Annotated in this window: 15 protein-coding genes; 8 read left to right on the top strand and 7 right to left on the bottom strand. The window is 67.7% G+C overall.

Features of this window, described 5'->3' with window-relative positions:
- Nucleotides 1-58: 58 nt before the first annotated feature.
- Complete coding sequence (locus AC6LKD_RS27510; RefSeq protein ID WP_498118027.1) at nucleotides 59-1,795, top strand: HAL/PAL/TAL family ammonia-lyase; 1,737 nt, start codon at nucleotides 59-61, stop codon at nucleotides 1,793-1,795.
- Nucleotides 1,796-1,830: 35 nt separating this feature from the next.
- Here AC6LKD_RS27510 and AC6LKD_RS27515 read toward each other — a convergent pair whose 3' ends face one another.
- The 4 genes from AC6LKD_RS27515 to AC6LKD_RS27530 form a co-directional block, all read right to left on the bottom strand.
- Complete coding sequence (locus AC6LKD_RS27515; RefSeq protein WP_498118028.1) at nucleotides 1,831-2,424, bottom strand: 2-hydroxychromene-2-carboxylate isomerase; 594 nt, start codon at nucleotides 2,422-2,424, stop codon at nucleotides 1,831-1,833.
- On the bottom strand, nucleotides 2,421-3,758 hold the full coding sequence (locus tag AC6LKD_RS27520) for an MFS transporter (protein WP_013393141.1): 1,338 nt from the start codon (nucleotides 3,756-3,758) through the stop codon (nucleotides 2,421-2,423). Before AC6LKD_RS27520 ends, AC6LKD_RS27515 begins: the two co-directional genes overlap by 4 nt.
- Nucleotides 3,759-3,803: 45 nt before the next feature.
- On the bottom strand, nucleotides 3,804-4,589 hold the full coding sequence (locus AC6LKD_RS27525) for an aldolase (RefSeq protein WP_013393140.1): 786 nt from the start codon (nucleotides 4,587-4,589) through the stop codon (nucleotides 3,804-3,806).
- Between the two features lie 131 nt (nucleotides 4,590-4,720).
- Nucleotides 4,721-5,596 (bottom strand): LysR family transcriptional regulator, encoded by an 876-nt coding sequence (locus AC6LKD_RS27530; RefSeq protein WP_013393139.1) that lies wholly within the window; start codon nucleotides 5,594-5,596, stop codon nucleotides 4,721-4,723.
- 149 nt (nucleotides 5,597-5,745) lie between these two features.
- Here AC6LKD_RS27530 and AC6LKD_RS27535 point away from each other — a divergent pair, with 149 nt between their 5' ends.
- Nucleotides 5,746-6,186, top strand: coding sequence for an NUDIX hydrolase (locus tag AC6LKD_RS27535; protein ID WP_498118029.1), 441 nt, complete (start codon nucleotides 5,746-5,748; stop codon nucleotides 6,184-6,186).
- A gap of 34 nt (nucleotides 6,187-6,220) precedes the next feature.
- On the opposite strand, the gene gcvA is transcribed toward AC6LKD_RS27535, so the two are convergent.
- Nucleotides 6,221-7,108: a transcriptional regulator GcvA gene (gene gcvA, locus AC6LKD_RS27540; RefSeq protein WP_498118030.1), complete on the bottom strand. Its 888-nt coding sequence runs from the start codon at nucleotides 7,106-7,108 to the stop codon at nucleotides 6,221-6,223.
- A gap of 123 nt (nucleotides 7,109-7,231) precedes the next feature.
- Here gcvA and AC6LKD_RS27545 point away from each other — a divergent pair, with 123 nt between their 5' ends.
- The 4 genes from AC6LKD_RS27545 (at nucleotide 7,232) to AC6LKD_RS27560 (ending at nucleotide 12,280) form a co-directional block, all read left to right on the top strand.
- Nucleotides 7,232-8,659, top strand: coding sequence for an amidase (locus tag AC6LKD_RS27545; protein ID WP_498118031.1), 1,428 nt, complete (start codon nucleotides 7,232-7,234; stop codon nucleotides 8,657-8,659).
- Between the two features lie 8 nt (nucleotides 8,660-8,667).
- A complete protein-coding gene (locus AC6LKD_RS27550; RefSeq protein WP_498118032.1) occupies nucleotides 8,668-9,957 on the top strand; it encodes an MFS transporter in 1,290 nt (429 codons plus the stop codon).
- A 27-nt stretch (nucleotides 9,958-9,984) separates the two neighbouring features.
- Nucleotides 9,985-10,794 carry an aminoglycoside phosphotransferase family protein gene (locus AC6LKD_RS27555; protein WP_498118033.1) on the top strand — a complete coding sequence of 270 codons (810 nt, stop codon included), beginning with the start codon at nucleotides 9,985-9,987 and terminating at the stop codon, nucleotides 10,792-10,794.
- A gap of 91 nt (nucleotides 10,795-10,885) precedes the next feature.
- Complete coding sequence (locus AC6LKD_RS27560) at nucleotides 10,886-12,280, top strand: GntP family permease (RefSeq protein WP_498118034.1); 1,395 nt, start codon at nucleotides 10,886-10,888, stop codon at nucleotides 12,278-12,280.
- Here AC6LKD_RS27560 and AC6LKD_RS27565 read toward each other — a convergent pair.
- Nucleotides 12,259-13,170 (bottom strand): LysR family transcriptional regulator, encoded by a 912-nt coding sequence (locus AC6LKD_RS27565; RefSeq protein WP_013393132.1) that lies wholly within the window; start codon nucleotides 13,168-13,170, stop codon nucleotides 12,259-12,261. The genes AC6LKD_RS27560 and AC6LKD_RS27565 overlap by 22 nt on opposite strands.
- Nucleotides 13,171-13,286: 116 nt before the next feature.
- Between AC6LKD_RS27565 and AC6LKD_RS27570 the strand changes: the two genes are divergently transcribed.
- Nucleotides 13,287-14,030 carry an SDR family oxidoreductase gene (locus AC6LKD_RS27570; protein ID WP_013393131.1) on the top strand — a complete coding sequence of 248 codons (744 nt, stop codon included), beginning with the start codon at nucleotides 13,287-13,289 and terminating at the stop codon, nucleotides 14,028-14,030.
- 68 nt (nucleotides 14,031-14,098) lie between these two features.
- On the opposite strand, the gene AC6LKD_RS27575 is transcribed toward AC6LKD_RS27570, so the two are convergent.
- Complete coding sequence (locus tag AC6LKD_RS27575) at nucleotides 14,099-14,242, bottom strand: hypothetical protein (RefSeq protein ID WP_158307665.1); 144 nt, start codon at nucleotides 14,240-14,242, stop codon at nucleotides 14,099-14,101.
- A 134-nt stretch (nucleotides 14,243-14,376) separates the two neighbouring features.
- Between AC6LKD_RS27575 and AC6LKD_RS27580 the strand changes: the two genes are divergently transcribed.
- Nucleotides 14,377-15,261: a crotonase/enoyl-CoA hydratase family protein gene (locus AC6LKD_RS27580; protein ID WP_013393130.1), complete on the top strand. Its 885-nt coding sequence runs from the start codon at nucleotides 14,377-14,379 to the stop codon at nucleotides 15,259-15,261.
- Nucleotides 15,262-15,265: the final 4 nt, after the last annotated feature.

The following is a 15,265-nucleotide window of genomic DNA, read 5'->3' on the forward strand; positions in this document are numbered from 1 at the left end:
CCGCCAGGCGGTCCGCGGAGCCGCCGCATCCGTTACTTCCGTCAAGCCAGGAGTTGCAATGCTCATGCAGAACTCGCCGTTCTCCCCTGCCCGTCCACACAGTCCCACCATCCGCCTGGCCATAAGCGCCGTCGCGCTGCTAGGCGCCATGTTCGCCCCTCTGGCCGCCATCGCCGCCTGCACCCCTGTCAAGCTGGACGGGCGTACGCTCAGTCTGGCGCAGATCGAATCCGTGGCCAGGCAGGGCTGCGGCGTAGCGCTGGCCGACGAGGCGATGCAGCGGGCAGAACGTTCCTATGGGCTGCTGCTGGCCTATGCGCAGCTGGATCGTCCCGTGTACGGACTGAACCGGGGCGTCGGGCTGAACAAGGACCAGACCATTTTCAAGGGCGGAGAGATTTCGCCCGAAGTCCGCAAATTGTCGGAGCAGTTCAACCGCAACCTGCTGCGTTCGCACAGCGCCGCCTATGGCAGCGAAGCGCCTCAGGAGGTCACCCGGGCAGCGATGCTCATCCGGCTGAACACGGCGTTGTCCGGCGGCGCCGGATTGCAGCCGGCGGTGCTGCGCCAGTACGCCGAATTCCTCAACCGCGGCATCACCCCGGTGATGTTCGGCGAAGGCTCGGTCGGGCAGGCCGACATCACCATTCTGCCGCAGATCGGGCTGGCGATGATGGGTGAAGGCCAGGCCTACTACCGCGGCCAGCGCCTGCCTGCGGCGCAGGCATTGCGCCAGGCGGGGCTCGAGCCGGTGCAGCCTTTCGGCAAGGACGCCCTGGCCATCGTCAGCTCCAACGCCTATGGCGCCGCCATCGCATCGCTGGCGGCGCTGGACGCGGCCAGGCTGCTCTCCCAGGCCGATGCGGTCGCTGCGCTGTCGCTCGAAGGCCTGGACGGCAACCTCGCGCCGCTGCTGTCCGTGTCGCAAACCCAGCGGCCCTACGACGGCCAGGTAAGCACGGCCGAACACATACTGGCGCTGTTGCGCGGTAGCTCCCTGTGGCAGCGAGACCCGCAGCGGGCGCTGCAAGACCCGCTGAGCTTTCGCACGGTGAGCCAGGTCCATGGCGCGGCGCGGGACATGCTGCAGCTGCTGCAGCGGCAGCTGCAACTGCAGATCAACAGTTCCGACGACAACCCCACCGTGGCGCTGGATGCCAGGCCCGCCGAGCATGCCCAGCCCTACGAATTGCAGTTCTACGTCACGGAAGGCCCGGTCCGCGGCGCCGTGATGCCCAACGCCGGATTCGACCCCAGCGCCTGGGCGCTGCCCTTGCAGGGCATGGGCGTCGCCCTGTCCCAGGTGGCCCAGTTGTCGGCGCAGCGCACGCTTCGGTTGACCGATACCGCATTCACGGGGCTCCCGCGGTTTCTCAGTCCGGGCAATGGCGCGATCGGATATGGCCCGATCCAGAAGACCGTGTCGTCGCTCGCGGCGGAGATCCGAGTACTGGCGCTGCCGATGACGACCGATGTGCAACCGCAGGCCGGCAATATCGAAGACGTGGGAACCAACGCGCCAGCCACGGGCCGCAGGGTAGCCGGCCAGATCGACCGGCTGACCACCCTGCTGGCGGTAGAACTGATGCACGCCGCCCAGGCCGTGGATCTGCGCGTGGCCAAACGCCCCGACTTCGCGCTCGGGGCAGGAACCGGCGCGCTGCGGCGTGACTTCCGGCAGCAGGTTCCCTATATGGCGGAAGATCGCCGCAATGATGCAGACATCGTCATCGCCGCCGATTTCCTGGTCCGGTCCCGCCAGCAGCAGCCGGCGGGCGCAGGGATGGCGCCCTGACCCAGGCCCATGCCGCGCAGGCCGGCCGCGCTCCCCTATGCGGCCACGGCCTCTTCCAGCATCTCCAGCCGGTCCTGGCCCCAGAACAGCTCGCCCCGGTACACGTAGGCGGGCGAGCCGAACACTCCGGCCGCGACCGCGTCGTCGGTGTTGCGGCGGTAGATGGCCTCAATATCGGGTTCAGCCGCCGCGGCCAGCAACGCCGCGGCATCCAGCCCCTGGCGCTCCAGGAGGGCGCGCAAGGTGGCTTCATCCGAGATGTCCTGTTCGTCGCACCACTCGGCTTTCAGGATGGCTTTGTACAGCGCCGCCACCGGCAGGCCGGCCTGATCCGCCGCGATGACAAGACGCGAAGCCAGGCCGGCATCCGGACACATATATGCCGGCTGCGCGTTGACGTGGATATCCAGCTTGCGGCACCAGCGCGCCAACTCCGTCACCCGGTAGGCCTGGCGCTCGGGTGAGCGCAGGCCCAGCAGGATGCCGCCGGTGCGGCCGTAGACCTCGGGCAGGTCCACCGGCAGGTAGCGGATCCTGGCCTGCTGGCGCGCGGCCAGCGCCTCCAGCCTGTCGGCGCCCAGGTAGGCCCAGTCGGAGTTCATCCAGAAGTAATAGTCGATGGTCTTCATGGCGTCCTCAAATCGGCGCGGGCAGGCACCCGCAAGGCGGCCACCGCGGGAGCCTCGCTACGCATCAGCCAGGCGCTGAACAAGGCGATCACGCCCAGGATGCTCAGGTACCACACCACATACCGGGGATCGCCCCCGCCCTTGGCCAGCAGCCAGGTCGCCACGATCGGCGCCAAGCCGCCGCCGATGGCGCCGGATACCTGCACCGCCAACGAAATGCCCGTGTAGCGCACCTCGGCCGGGAACTGGCTGGAGAACAGGGTGCCTTCCGGCCCGTACAGGCAAGCGTAGACCAGGCCGACCGCCAGGCATACCGCCAGGATGATCCACGAGGTGTCGCGGGTGCCCAGCAAATGGAAGAAGACCGGCGCGCAAGCCAGGATGCCCAGAGTCCCGACCATGAACACCCACTTGTGGCCGATCTTGTCGCCCAGCATGCCGAACAGCGGCATGGTGAACAGCGCGACGGCCGCGCCCCAGATCGTGGCGTCCAGCATCACCGAGCGCGCGATGCCCAGGGTGCCCGTGGCGTAGGCCAGCGAAAAGGTCACCACGGTGTAGAACCAGGTCACTTCCGCCAGCCTGGCGCCCACCACCACCAGCAGGGCGCGGCGATGGTGCTTCAATACCTCGGCCACCGGCACCTCGACCTTGGCCCCCTTCTCTTTCATCTGCTCGAAGTCGGGCGACTCGGCCACCTTGACCCGGATGAACCAGCCCACCAGCAGCAGTATCACGCTGGCCAGGAACGGCAGCCGCCAGCCCCAGGCCAGCATGTCGGCTTCGGGCAAGCTGGCGACCGCGCCCATCGCCAGCGACGACAGGATCAGACCCGGCGCGACCCCGGCCTGCGGCAGGCTGCCAAAGAATCCCTTCTTGCCGTCCGGCGCATGCTCCACCGCCATCAGCACCGCGCCGCCCCATTCGCCGCCCACCGCAATGCCTTGCAGAAAGCGCATCAGCACCAGCAGCACCGCGGCCCAGTAGCCGATCTGTTCATACGACGGAATCAACCCGATCAGGATGGTGGGCACGCCCATCAGCAGCAAGGTGATCAGCAGCATGGATTTGCGGCCGATCTTGTCGCCGTAATGGCCGAAGATCACGCCGCCCAGGGGCCGCGCGAAAAAGCCCACGGAATAGGTGGCGAACGCGGCCAGCGTGCCGGTCAGCGGGTCGAAGGACGGAAAGAAGATCTTGTTGAAGATCAGCGCGGCAGCGGTGCCGTACAGGAAAAAGTCGTACCACTCGATGGTGGTGCCCATCATGCTGGCCAGTCCGGCCGTCACGTAATCGCGGCGCGAGCGCGCAGCCGCAGGCTTGGTCGTCATCATCATGACTCCCCAAAAAAAGTTCTGGAAGAATGTGGCTGCGCGGTGTCAGGCGGCAGGCAGCGGCAAAGGCGCAATGCCGTGCGTCTGGCGGGCCCAGTAGTTGAACGTCGCGTTGACGATCGAGGGCTTGAGCAGATAGTCGTGCGCTTCGCGCGCCAGCGCGTCGTCCACCGGCGTCAGCGGGCCGAACGCCTGCGCGCGGATCTGCATGCGCGCCGCGCGCTCCAGGTAGACCGACAGATAGGTCGCCTCTTCGCACGAAACGCCGGCCGTCAGGTAGCCGTGATGCGCCAGGATGATGGCGCGTTTTTTACCCAGCGCGCCGGAAATGATCACGCCTTCCTGGTCGGCGATCGGCACGCCCGGCCATTCGCCCAGGAACGCGCAATCGTCGTGCAGCGGTGTCATGTCCATCTGCGAGATCACCAGCGGCTGGCGCGCCGCGGCCAGCGCCGAGGCCCAGGGCGAATGCGTGTGGATGATGGACTGCACGTCGGGCCGCGCCTCGTACACCCACAGGTGAAAGCGCGTGGCCGGGTTGGCCATGCCTTCGCCCGTCAGCGTATGCAGGTCGCGGTCCACCTCGATGAAGTCGGCCGGCGTGGCTTCGTCGAAGCCCAGCCCGAAGCGCAAGGTCCAGTAGGCCCCCGGCCGCTGCGAGCGCACGCTGATCTGGCCCGCCAGCCCCGCTTCCTGCTCGGTCATGGCCAGGATGCGACAGGCATAGGCCATGGTTTCCTGGATGCTGCGCGGCACGGCGTGCAGGTGGCGCGCCATTTCCTGCGTGGCGCGGGTGTCGAAATAGGATTTCTCTCGTAATGCGGTGCTCATGTCTTCCCCTGTGTATTGCCCGCGTCATCAGCGCCACCGGACGCCGCGCGAGGTATGCACAGTATGGAAAACCAGCCGCGATACAGCCATGCAGCCAGGGTCATAGCTGCTATTCGAGTCCGCCAGGACGGCTAGCGCGCCGCGATGCGGTGCGCGACGGCCAGCAAATCGCGCACCAGCGGCAGGGGTTGCCGGTTGGCCAGGGTGATCGCGACCACGCGGCGCCGCAAGATGGGGCTACGGACCCGGACCTTGCGCAGCCCGTACTCGGTCAGCAGCTTGTCGGGAATACGGGACGGGAGAATACAGGCGCCCACGCCCGAGGACACCAGCTTGAGCATGGCGTCTATGGTTTCGGCCTCGGCCGCGAACTCGGGCTCCAGTCCCGCGCTGTGGATCATCTTGCGCAGCGCGTAGTGCGGCGGGAAGCCCACCAGCCGCAGATCCATGCCGGCCAGGTCGACGTCGTCCGGCAGCGGCACGTCGCCGCGCACGATCAGGCACATATCGTCATCGAACAGCGTGGCCGATGCCAAGTTGTCCGACGCCACCGCCGCGTCATAGACGAAGCCCACGTCGGCCTTGCCGCTTTCCACCAGCGCCACCACCTCGGGCGAACTGCGGCCCATCACGGACAGGTTCACGTGTTCATGGCTGCTGACGAAACTGGCCACCACCTCGGCCATGAAGTAGTAGCTGAGCGTATGCACGGTGGCGAGCCGCACCGTTCCCTGCGTCACGCCCTCGCGCTGACGCACGGCCTCCAGCACCCGGTCTATGTTGCGGTAGGCCGGCTGGATGCCATCCAACAGGCGCGCGCCCGCCTCGGTCAGCTCCACGCCGCGTCCGGTGCGGGTGAACAGCGGCTTGCCCACGTGCGCTTCCAGCGCCGCCAGCTGCCGGCTCAGCCCGGACTGGGTCTGGTCCAGGTCCTCCGCCGCGCGCGATAGCGATTTGAGTTCCGCGATGCGCAAGAAATAGCGCAACTGCCGGTCCGGTGTATCCATGCTGCCCTCCCGCCCCCTATTCGATGCGCTCATGCCGGCGCGGCTGACAGTGTGCACCAGGGACCGGTCCGGCACTACGGGGATTTGCGCTAAGACCCGCTTGGCGTACCCTGACATACCCAGGCCGTCGCCATAGAAAGGAAGCACGCATGACCGCGCCCTCCCCCCAGCGCCCCATCGCCGCCACCATCGCCGCAGTCGTCCGCGACGGCCGCGTGCTGCTGGTGCGCCGCGCCAACCCGCCGGACCAGGGCCGATGGGCCTTTCCCGGCGGCAAGATCGATGCAGGCGAAAGCCTCCATGCCGCCGCCGCACGCGAGCTGCTGGAAGAAACCGGCGTGCGCGCCGAGCCGCTGCATGTGTTCGACGCCGTCGACGTCTACGACCGCGACGACGCGGGCGCGCTGCGCCGCCACTTCATCCTGATCGCCGTGCTGTGCCGCTGGCAAGCCGGCGAACCGGTAGCGGGCGACGACGCCGCCGACGCCCGCTGGGTATCGCTGGAAGAACTGGACGCGCACTCGCTCGCGACCAGCTTCGGCGTGGCGGAACTGGCGCGCAAGGCGGCGGCGCTGTCGGCCGCGCTCTAAGGTCGCCGTATGCCGGTGGCGGATCCGGCTTTCCTCAAACCGCCACGCTTTCCAGCAGCCAGTCGCGGAACACCTGCGCCTTGCCGGGCATGGCGCCCCGACCCGGCCACACCAGGTAATAGCCGAATTCTTCCAGCCAGGCGTCGCCGGCCAGCCTGACCAGGCGTCCCGCCGCCAATTCGTCCCGCACCATCGCCAGCGGCAGCAGGCCCGCGCCCTGGCCCGCGGCCACCGCCTGCAGCAGCAGGCTGCCATCGTCGAACGCGGGCCCCCTTGGCATGCCCACATCTTCCAGGCCCTGCGCCGCGAACCACAGTTGCCAGCCGCTGCGAGCCTCGTCATGCACCCGCGGCCAGCGCAGCAAATCCTGCGCGTCTGCCGGCATGCCCAATTTCGCCACCAGACCGGCCGACGCGACTGGCACGACCTCGACGGTCAGCAGATGCTCGCTTTGCAGCCCCGGGTAGCGGCCCAGTCCGTGGCGGATGGCAATGTCCGCGCCGTCCCGGCCGAATGCGGCCAGCGCGTTGCTGGTGACGATCTGCAGATCGATCTGCGGATGGCGGGCGTGGAAGTCATGCAGCCGGGGAACCAGCCAGGCCGACGCGAAGAACGCAGTGGTGCTGACCGTGAGCACGCGGCTCTCTGACGGCAAGGCAATACGGGCGGACGCAGCCAGGATCTGGCGGAAGGCGTTGCGCACCGGCGGCAGAAAGCCGTGGCCAGCATCCGTCAGCTGAATGCCGCGGTTCACGCGCAGGAACAGGGCCACGCCCAGATGCTGCTCAAGCGACTTGATCATCTGGCTGACTGCGCCGGGCGTCACGCACAGTTCCTGTGCCGCATCCTTCACGGACAGATGGCGGGCCGCGGCCTCGAAGGCGCGCAGCGCGTTAAGCGGAGGAAGTCGCGGAGCGGTCATGGCACTAGCAATCAATTATTTAGTTTTTCTAATTCATTCAGGATAGAAATCGTGGTTTGTCTTGCAGAATTATAGGAATTAACTTGAACACTTCCTATTGAATCCAAGACAGATAAAGAATAGATGAACTATACGGAAAGTATCAAGGCAACAGCCGACCTGCACCACCTGGGCCTGCTCGCGCTCGCCGCCCTGATCCGGTCGGGCGAGCTCTCGCCGGTAGAGATCACGCTCGCCCAGTTGCGGCGCATCGACGCCTTGGACGGCGAGCTGCGCAGCTATGCCTGCGTGACGGCGGCGTCCGCGCTGCAAGAGGCGCAGGTGGCGGAAACCGAGATACGGCAGGGACACTATCGCGGTCCCCTGCATGGCGTGCCCGTCGGACTGAAAGACCTGTTCCGCCGCAAAGGCGTACCGACCGCCGCCGGCACCGCCATCCACCGCGACACGCCCGCGGATCACGACGCCACGGTGGTCCGCCGCCTGCGCGACGCGGGCGCGGTGCTGCTGGGGCAGTTGCAGATGACCGAAGGCGCGTACTCCGATCACCACCCGAGCGTCGCGCCGCCGCGCAACCCATGGAATGCGGACTACTGGACCGGTATTTCATCCAGCGGATCGGCGGTGGCGACGGCTGCGGGCCTGTGCTTTGGCGCGACCGCGTCGGACACCGGCGGCTCCATACGCTGGCCCTGCGCCGCCACCGGGCTGACCGGCATCAAGCCCACCTGGGGCCGCGTCAGCCGCCACGGCGTATTCGAACTTGCTGCTTCGCTGGATCATGCCGGCGTCATCGCGCGCAGCGCGCAGGACGCCGCGGTACTGCTGGAGGCGATCGCCGGCCCCGACCCGGCGGATCCGACGGCGCTGCAAGCGCCCGTCCCGCGCTACGCGCAGGAAGCCGAAGCGCCGATTGACGGCTTGCGGATCGGCGTGGATCCAGACTGGAACGCCAGCGAGGTCGATCCGCAGACTCAGCGCATGATGGCGGCGGCCATGCAGGTTTTCGAACAGCTGGGCGCGACCCTGGTGCCGTTGCGCTTCCCCTCTGATGACGCCGCGCAGGCCGTGCGCGATTGGGCGCCGCTCTGCGCGGTGGAAGCGGCCCTTGCGCACGCCGCCACCTATCCCTCGCGCAAGACGGAATACGGATCGGTGCTGGCCGGCGTGATCGAGGCGGGCCACGCGCTGCCGGGCCTGACCTACCAGCGCATTCTCTTGCGCCGCATGGCCATGCGCGGCCAGGTCGACGCCCTGTTCGCCAAGGTCGACGCGCTGCTGACGCCGGTACAGCCCATGCCGCCGCTGACCCTGAATGCTGTAAGCGTGCTGGGCCAGCAGCCCGCACTGGTCGAAGCCCTGCAGCGCTATACCTGCGTGTTCGACATAACGGGCCATCCCTGCCTGACGCTGCCCGCCGGCCAGTGCCAGGCAGGGATGCCGATGGGGCTGCAACTGGTGGGGGCGCATCTGGGCGAGTCTGTGCTGTTCCGGCTGGGCGCGGCATTCCAGGCGTCCACGGACTGGCACCTGCGCCGGCCAGCGACGTGAGGCCGACGATGAACATGCATGCGCAACACAGCGCCGCCCCAGCCTCCGCCGGCCGGATCTTCCACGGCTGGCGGGTAGTGGCCGCGGCCTTCGCCATTACTTTGCTGGGCTTCGGCAGCGCCTATTCCTTCAGCGCCTTTGTCGAAGCCTTGCAGCGCGACTTCGCCGCCACGCGCGGCGCGGTGTCGCTGGTGTTCTCGCTGGCGGGCTTCCTCTACTTCGGTTTCGGCGTGGTCAGCGGCCCTCTGGCGGACCGCTACGGCTCGCGCCGCATGGCATGGATAGGCATGCTGCTGGTGGCGCTGGGACTGGCGCTAGCCAGCGCCGCGCAGAACATGATGCAGATCTACCTCGCCTACGGTCTGGGCGTCGGGCTGGGCGTGGGCTGCGCCTATGTGCCGGTGATAGGCGCGGTGCAGCGCTGGTTCCTGCGCCGGCGCGGGCTGGCCTCGGGGCTGGCCGTCAGCGGCATAGGCGTGGGCACGCTGCTGGTGCCGCCGCTGGCTTCCGCGCTGATAGCGCTGTGGGGCTGGCGCGCCGCCTATCTGGCGCTGGCGGCCGTGGTGGCGGTCCTGGGCTGCGCGGCGGCGTTCTGGGTGGAGAACTCGCCGCAGGACCTCGGCCTGCGGCCCGACGGCGACGCCGCGCCTGCTTGCGCAACGACGGCATCCGCGCCGGCCGGCTTGCCGGTGCGCGCCGCCATCCGCAGCAAGGCTTTCGTCCTGCTGTACCTGGCTAGCATGGCTGGCGCCTTCGGCGTCTTCGTGCCCTTCGTGCATCTCATTCCCTACGCGCTGGATCATGGCATCGCGCCAGGACTAGCCGTGCTGCTGCTGGGCATGGTGGGCGTGGGCAGCACGGCGGGCCGGTTCCTGTTGGGCACGTTGGCCGACCGTATGGGCCGGCGCGCCTCGCTCGCCGCGATGTATGCCGGCATGGCCGCAACGCTGGCGCTGTGGGGCGCTTGCGGCCAGTTCTGGACGCTGGCGCTGTTCGCCCTGGTATTCGGCGCGTTCTACGGCGGCTGGGTCGCGTTGATGCCGGCGGTGGTCATGGATTACTTCGGCGGCCGCCATGTCAGCGGCATCATCGGCGCGCTTTACACCAGCGTGGCGTTCGGCACCTTGATCGGGCCCGTGGCGGCTGGCTATGCCTATGACCTCAGCGGTTCCTACCTGCTGCCCATCATCGCCAGCGCGGCGGGCAATGCGGTAGCGGCGGCGGTCACCGGCCTGCTGCCGCGCCAAGGCGCTATGCAGGCCGGGCCGGCGGAGGACGCGCGCCGGGCACTACTATAGAAGCCTCCGAAGCGCTTCCCGCCCCCCATGTTCGAGACCTACCTCTCCCGCTGGCAACTGCTGCCCGACGGCGCCCCCATCGTCACCCGCGCGGCCCAATTGCTGCCGGTGCGGCATCGCGGCCAGCCCGCCATGCTCAAGGTCTCGCACGAAGAAGACGAGAAACAAGGCGGCGTGCTGATGCGCTGGTGGGACGGCCAGGGCGCCGCGCGGGTGCTGGCCCATGACGGCGAGGCCATCCTGCTGGAGCGGGCCACCGGCACGCGCTCGTTGGCCGAATACGCCCGCAACGGGCGCGACGACGAGGCCACCCGCATCATCTGCGGCGTGCTGAAGGATCTGCATGCGCCGCGCGCCCGGCCTCTGCCCGCGCTGCGCCCACTGGAGGAATGGTTCGAGGAACTATGGCCCATGGCCCAGGCGCAAGGCGGCATCCTGGCGCACAGTGCCCGCCACGCCCGCGCCTTGCTCGACTGTCCCCGCGACCTGACGGTGCTGCACGGCGACGTGCACCATGACAACATCCTGGACTTCGGCGAGCGCGGCTGGCTGGTCATCGACCCCAAGCGCCTGCATGGCGAGCGCGCCTTCGACTACGCCAACATTTTCTGCAACCCGGATCTGGCGGATCCCGTGCCGCCAGTGGCCATCGTGCCCGGACGCTTCGAAAGCCGGCTGGAGCTCATCGTCGCGCAGTCGGGCCTGGAACGCCGCCGGCTGCTGCAATGGATCCTGGCCTGGTGCGGGCTATCCGCCGCCTGGTTCATGAGCGGCGGCGAGGATGCCACGATCGACCTGGACATCGCGCGCCAGGCACAGGCGCTGCTGGAACGCTGAATCCCGGCCGCTGCAAGCAAGACATCCGGTTTCATGCGGTAAGGTGTAGGCCCTGTTCCCACCCCTTATCTCTTCATTCCTGGAGTATCGAATGACCGGATTGTTCATCGTGGTGGCGGCGCTGGCATTTCTGATGCTGGCGGCGTATCGCGGCTACAGCGTGATCCTGTGCGCACCCATCGCGGCCATGGGCGCGGTGCTGCTGACCGACCCGTCGGCGCTGGCGCCCGTATTCTCGGGCATCTTCATGGAGCGCATGGCGGGCTTCGCCAAGCTCTACTTCCCCGTGTTCCTGCTGGGCGCCGTGTTCGGCAAGCTGATCGAGCTGTCGGGCTTTTCGCGCGCCATCGTGCAGGCGGTGCTGCGCCTGATCGGGGCCGAGCGCGCCATCATGGCCATCGTGCTGGTCTGCGCGGTGCTGACCTATGGCGGCGTGTCGCTGTTCGTGGTGGTGTTCGCGGTGTACCCGTTCGCGGCCGAGATGTTCCGCCAGGGCGGCATCCCGAAGCGACTGATGCCGGGCGCGATCGCCCTGGGCGCGTTCACCTTCACCATGACCGCCCTGCCCGGCACGCCGCAGATCCAGAACATCATCCCCACCACCTTCTTCGAAACCACCACCTGGGCCGCGCCCTGGCTGGGCCTGATCGGTGCCTGCTTCACGCTGAGCGTCGGCATCGCCTATCTGGAGTGGCGGCGCAAGCGCGCGGCCGCCGCCGGCGAGACCTATGGCACGGACCTGCGCAACGAGCCGGTCACGCCACCCAGCGAACGCGAGCACCATCCGCTGATCGCGCTGCTGCCGCTGGTGGTGGTGGGCGTTGCCAACTACCTGCTCACGCGCTGGATTCCGGGCTGGTATCCAGCCGGCTCCGAAGTCGCGCTGCCTGGCCTGCCCAAGCCCATGCCCGTCAACGCCGAAGACCAGGTGGCGCTGTGGGCGGTGATGGGCGCGCTGATCGCGGGCATCGTCACCATCCTGCTGTTCTCGTTCCGCGGCATCAAGGCGCACTTCGCCGAAGGCAGCAAGAACGCGGTGTCCGGCGCGCTGCTGGCTTCGATGAACACGGCGGCGGAATACGGTTTCGGCGGCGTCATCGCCGCCCTGCCCGGCTTCCTGCTGGTCGCCGACGCGCTCAAGGCCATCCCCGATCCCCTGGTGGGCGAAGCGGTCGCCGTGACCTCGCTGGCCGGCATCACCGGCTCGGCCTCGGGCGGCATGAGCATTGCGCTGGCGGCGATGGCGCAGACCTTCATCGATAGCGCCCACGCGGCGGGCATCCCGATGGAAGTGCTGCACCGGATCGCCGCCATGGCCAGCGGCGGCATGGACACGCTGCCGCACAACGGCGCGGTCATCACCCTGCTGGCGGTCACCGGCCTGACGCACCGCCAGTCCTATGGCGACATCTTCGCCATCACCTTGATATCGACCACATCGGTCTTCCTGGCGATTGCGGTGTACTACCTGACCGGCATCGTCTGAGCCAGGCCGGCGGCGATGATCTCCGCCAGCCATTGCGTGAAGACGCGCACCCGCGCCGATACCTGGCGGTTCTGCGGATACAGCACCGACACGGGCATGGGCGCGGGCGGCGCGTCGGGCAGCACGATCTTCAATTCACCCGCCGCCAGTTCGCGTTCGACGCGGTAGCGCGGCACCTGCACCAGGCCCAGGCCGGCCAGCGCCGCGCCGGTATAGAGTTCCGCGCCGGTGACGCTGACCACGGCCCTGGGCCGCATCTGCACGTTGCGCCCATCAACCATGAAATCCAGCGGCAGGCTGCGCCCCGTGGCGCTGGACAGGTAGTCCACCGCGCAATGGCCCTCCAGGTCTTCCAGCCGCCGGGGCTCGCCGAAGCGCGCCAGATAGGCGGGACTGGCCACGGTCACTTGCGGCATCAGCGCGATCTGGCGCCCGACCAGCGACGAATCCTGCAGCGCGCCGGTGCGCAGCACGCAGTCCACGCCTTCGCGCACCAGATCCACCAGGCGGTCGTCCTCGCCCAGCTGCAGCACGATGTCGGGGTAGCGTTGCAGGAACGCGGGCAGGCCCGGCATGACGAAGAACCGGGCCAGCGTGCCCTGCGCATTGACCCGCAGCAGGCCCTTGGGCGAGGTATCCAGAAAGGCTCCATCGGCCTCTTCCAGATCCGCCAGCAGCCGCACGCAGCGCCGGTAATGGGCCTCGCCATCGTGCGTGAGCCGCACCTGGCGCGTGGTCCGTTCGAGCAGCCGGGCGCCCAGGCGCGCTTCCATCCGCTTGACCAGATTGGTGACCGTGGGCCGGGGGATCTGCAGATCCTCGGCGGCCTTGGAAAAGCTGCGCCTTTCGGCGATGCGCACGAACACCTGCATTTCCTGGAACCGATCCATGCTCCGTCGCTCATTATTAATACAAATGAAATTATGTTAGCGAATATAGAGTAATTATCTTTTTTCTGGAATAGTTCAAGATACGCCTCACCCCCCTATCCAACCGGAGATACCACATGAACATCCAGGCCACGCAACGCATTGCGCTCGTCACCGGCGGGTCGCGCGGCATAGGCGCCGCCATCGTCCGCCGCCTGGCGCGCGACGGCCACGCCGTCGCCATCAACTACGCCTCCAGCGCCGCCGAAGCCGAGGCCCTGGCCGATGAAATCCGCGCGGCTGGCGGCCGCGCCCTGGCCGTGCGCGCCGACGTGTCGCAGGCCGCCGAGGTGCGCGCCATGTTCGACCAGGTCGAAGCCGGCCTCGGCCGCATCGACGTGCTGGTCAACAGCGCCGGCATCCTGAAGATGGTGCCGCTGGCCGAGACCAGCGACGAGCTCTACGAACAGACCTTCGGCATCAACACCCGCGGCACCTTCAACACGCTGCGCGAAGCCGCCACCCGGCTGGCCGACGGCGGCAGCATCGTCAACGTTTCCAGCACCACCATCGCGCTCAACCTGCCGAACTACTCCGTCTACATCGCCAGCAAGGCAGCGGTCGAAAGCCTCACCCAGGTATTCGCCAAGGAACTGCGCGGACGCCGCATCACCGTCAACGCCGTGGCGCCCGGTCCCGTCGCCACCGAACTCTTCCTCAACGGCAAGAGCCCCGAGCTGATCGAGCACTACGCCAAGATGCCGCCGCTGGAACGCCTGGGCCAGCCCGAGGACATCTCCAATGTGGTGTCGTTCCTGGCAGGCCCCGACGCCGGCTGGGTCAACGGCCAGATCCTGCGCGCCAACGGCGGCGTCGCCTGAACCGGCGCATTCCCAAACCGCAGAACTCAAGCCCGCGCGCGGCCGTCCGGCCGCGCCATCCCTCATCCCTACGCATGAGCGCGCAGCCGCAGGCGCGCGCGCGGCGCATCGCCCGGATCGCCGCGAATTTGCGTGTATCCCTCATCCGTTTTACCCATGCCGCCATCGCCTGATGGGTTGAGCGGCCGCGCGCGCTGATTGCTTTTCTCCACTGATCACTCGGGCCTTTGACTTACGGACAAGTCTGGCCAGCTGGACGAGGTTTGCATGAGACGGAAGCCGGAAGGTCTGTATTAGGCTGACCCCGTAGTACTCCGACTCACCTTGATCAATTGGACGAAAGTAAATGAATCAACTCATTCATCCGGATTGCCACCCCTTCACCGCCGCGGGCAACCTGAAGCAGCTCTCGGCGTTCTACGAGGAGGGACGCCGGGTCATGTGGATGATGCTTCGCGCTCAACCGCGTCCGTGCTTCAACCATGAACTGATCGACGAGATCATGACCCTGGCGCGCGCCGCCAAGGACTCCGGCCTGCCCATCGACTTCTGGGTCACCGGCTCGCTCGTCCCTCAGATCTACAACGTGGGCGGCGATCTGAATTTCTTCGCGGAAGCCATACGCACCGGCAAGCGCGAAGCGCTGCGGGCGTACGCCCGGGCTTGCGTGGATTGCGTGCATGCCGCCACCCGCGGCTTCGATACCGGCGCGATTTCGCTAGCGATGATCGAAGGCACGGCCCTGGGCGGCGGCTTCGAGGCTGCGCTGGCCCACCACTTCGTGCTGGCGCAGAATACCGCCCGCATGGGCTTTCCTGAAATGGCGTTCAACCTCTTCCCCGGCATGGGCGGCTACTCGCTGGTGGCGCGGCGCTCGGGCATGAAGCTGGCGGAAGAACTGATCAGCACGGGCGAATCGCACACCGCCGAATGGTTCCATGGCAGGGGCCTGGTCGATGTGCTGTTCGAGCCGGGCGACGCCTACAAAGCCACCCGCACCTTCATCGACGTGATGCGGCCCAAGCTCAACGGCATGCGCGCCATGCTGCGCGCGCGCCAGCGCGTGCTGAGCCTGCCGCGTTCGGAGCTGATGGACATTACCGAGGATTGGGTCGAAGCCGCGTTCTCGATCGACCCGAAGGACCGCGCCTACATGGAGCGCCTGGTGATGGCGCAGAACCGCCGCAGTTCTTCCAGCGCGGAGTCCGCGCTGGAAGCCACCATGCATTGATGCG

The sequence above is a fragment of the Achromobacter sp. D7-1 genome (assembly GCF_059760445.1).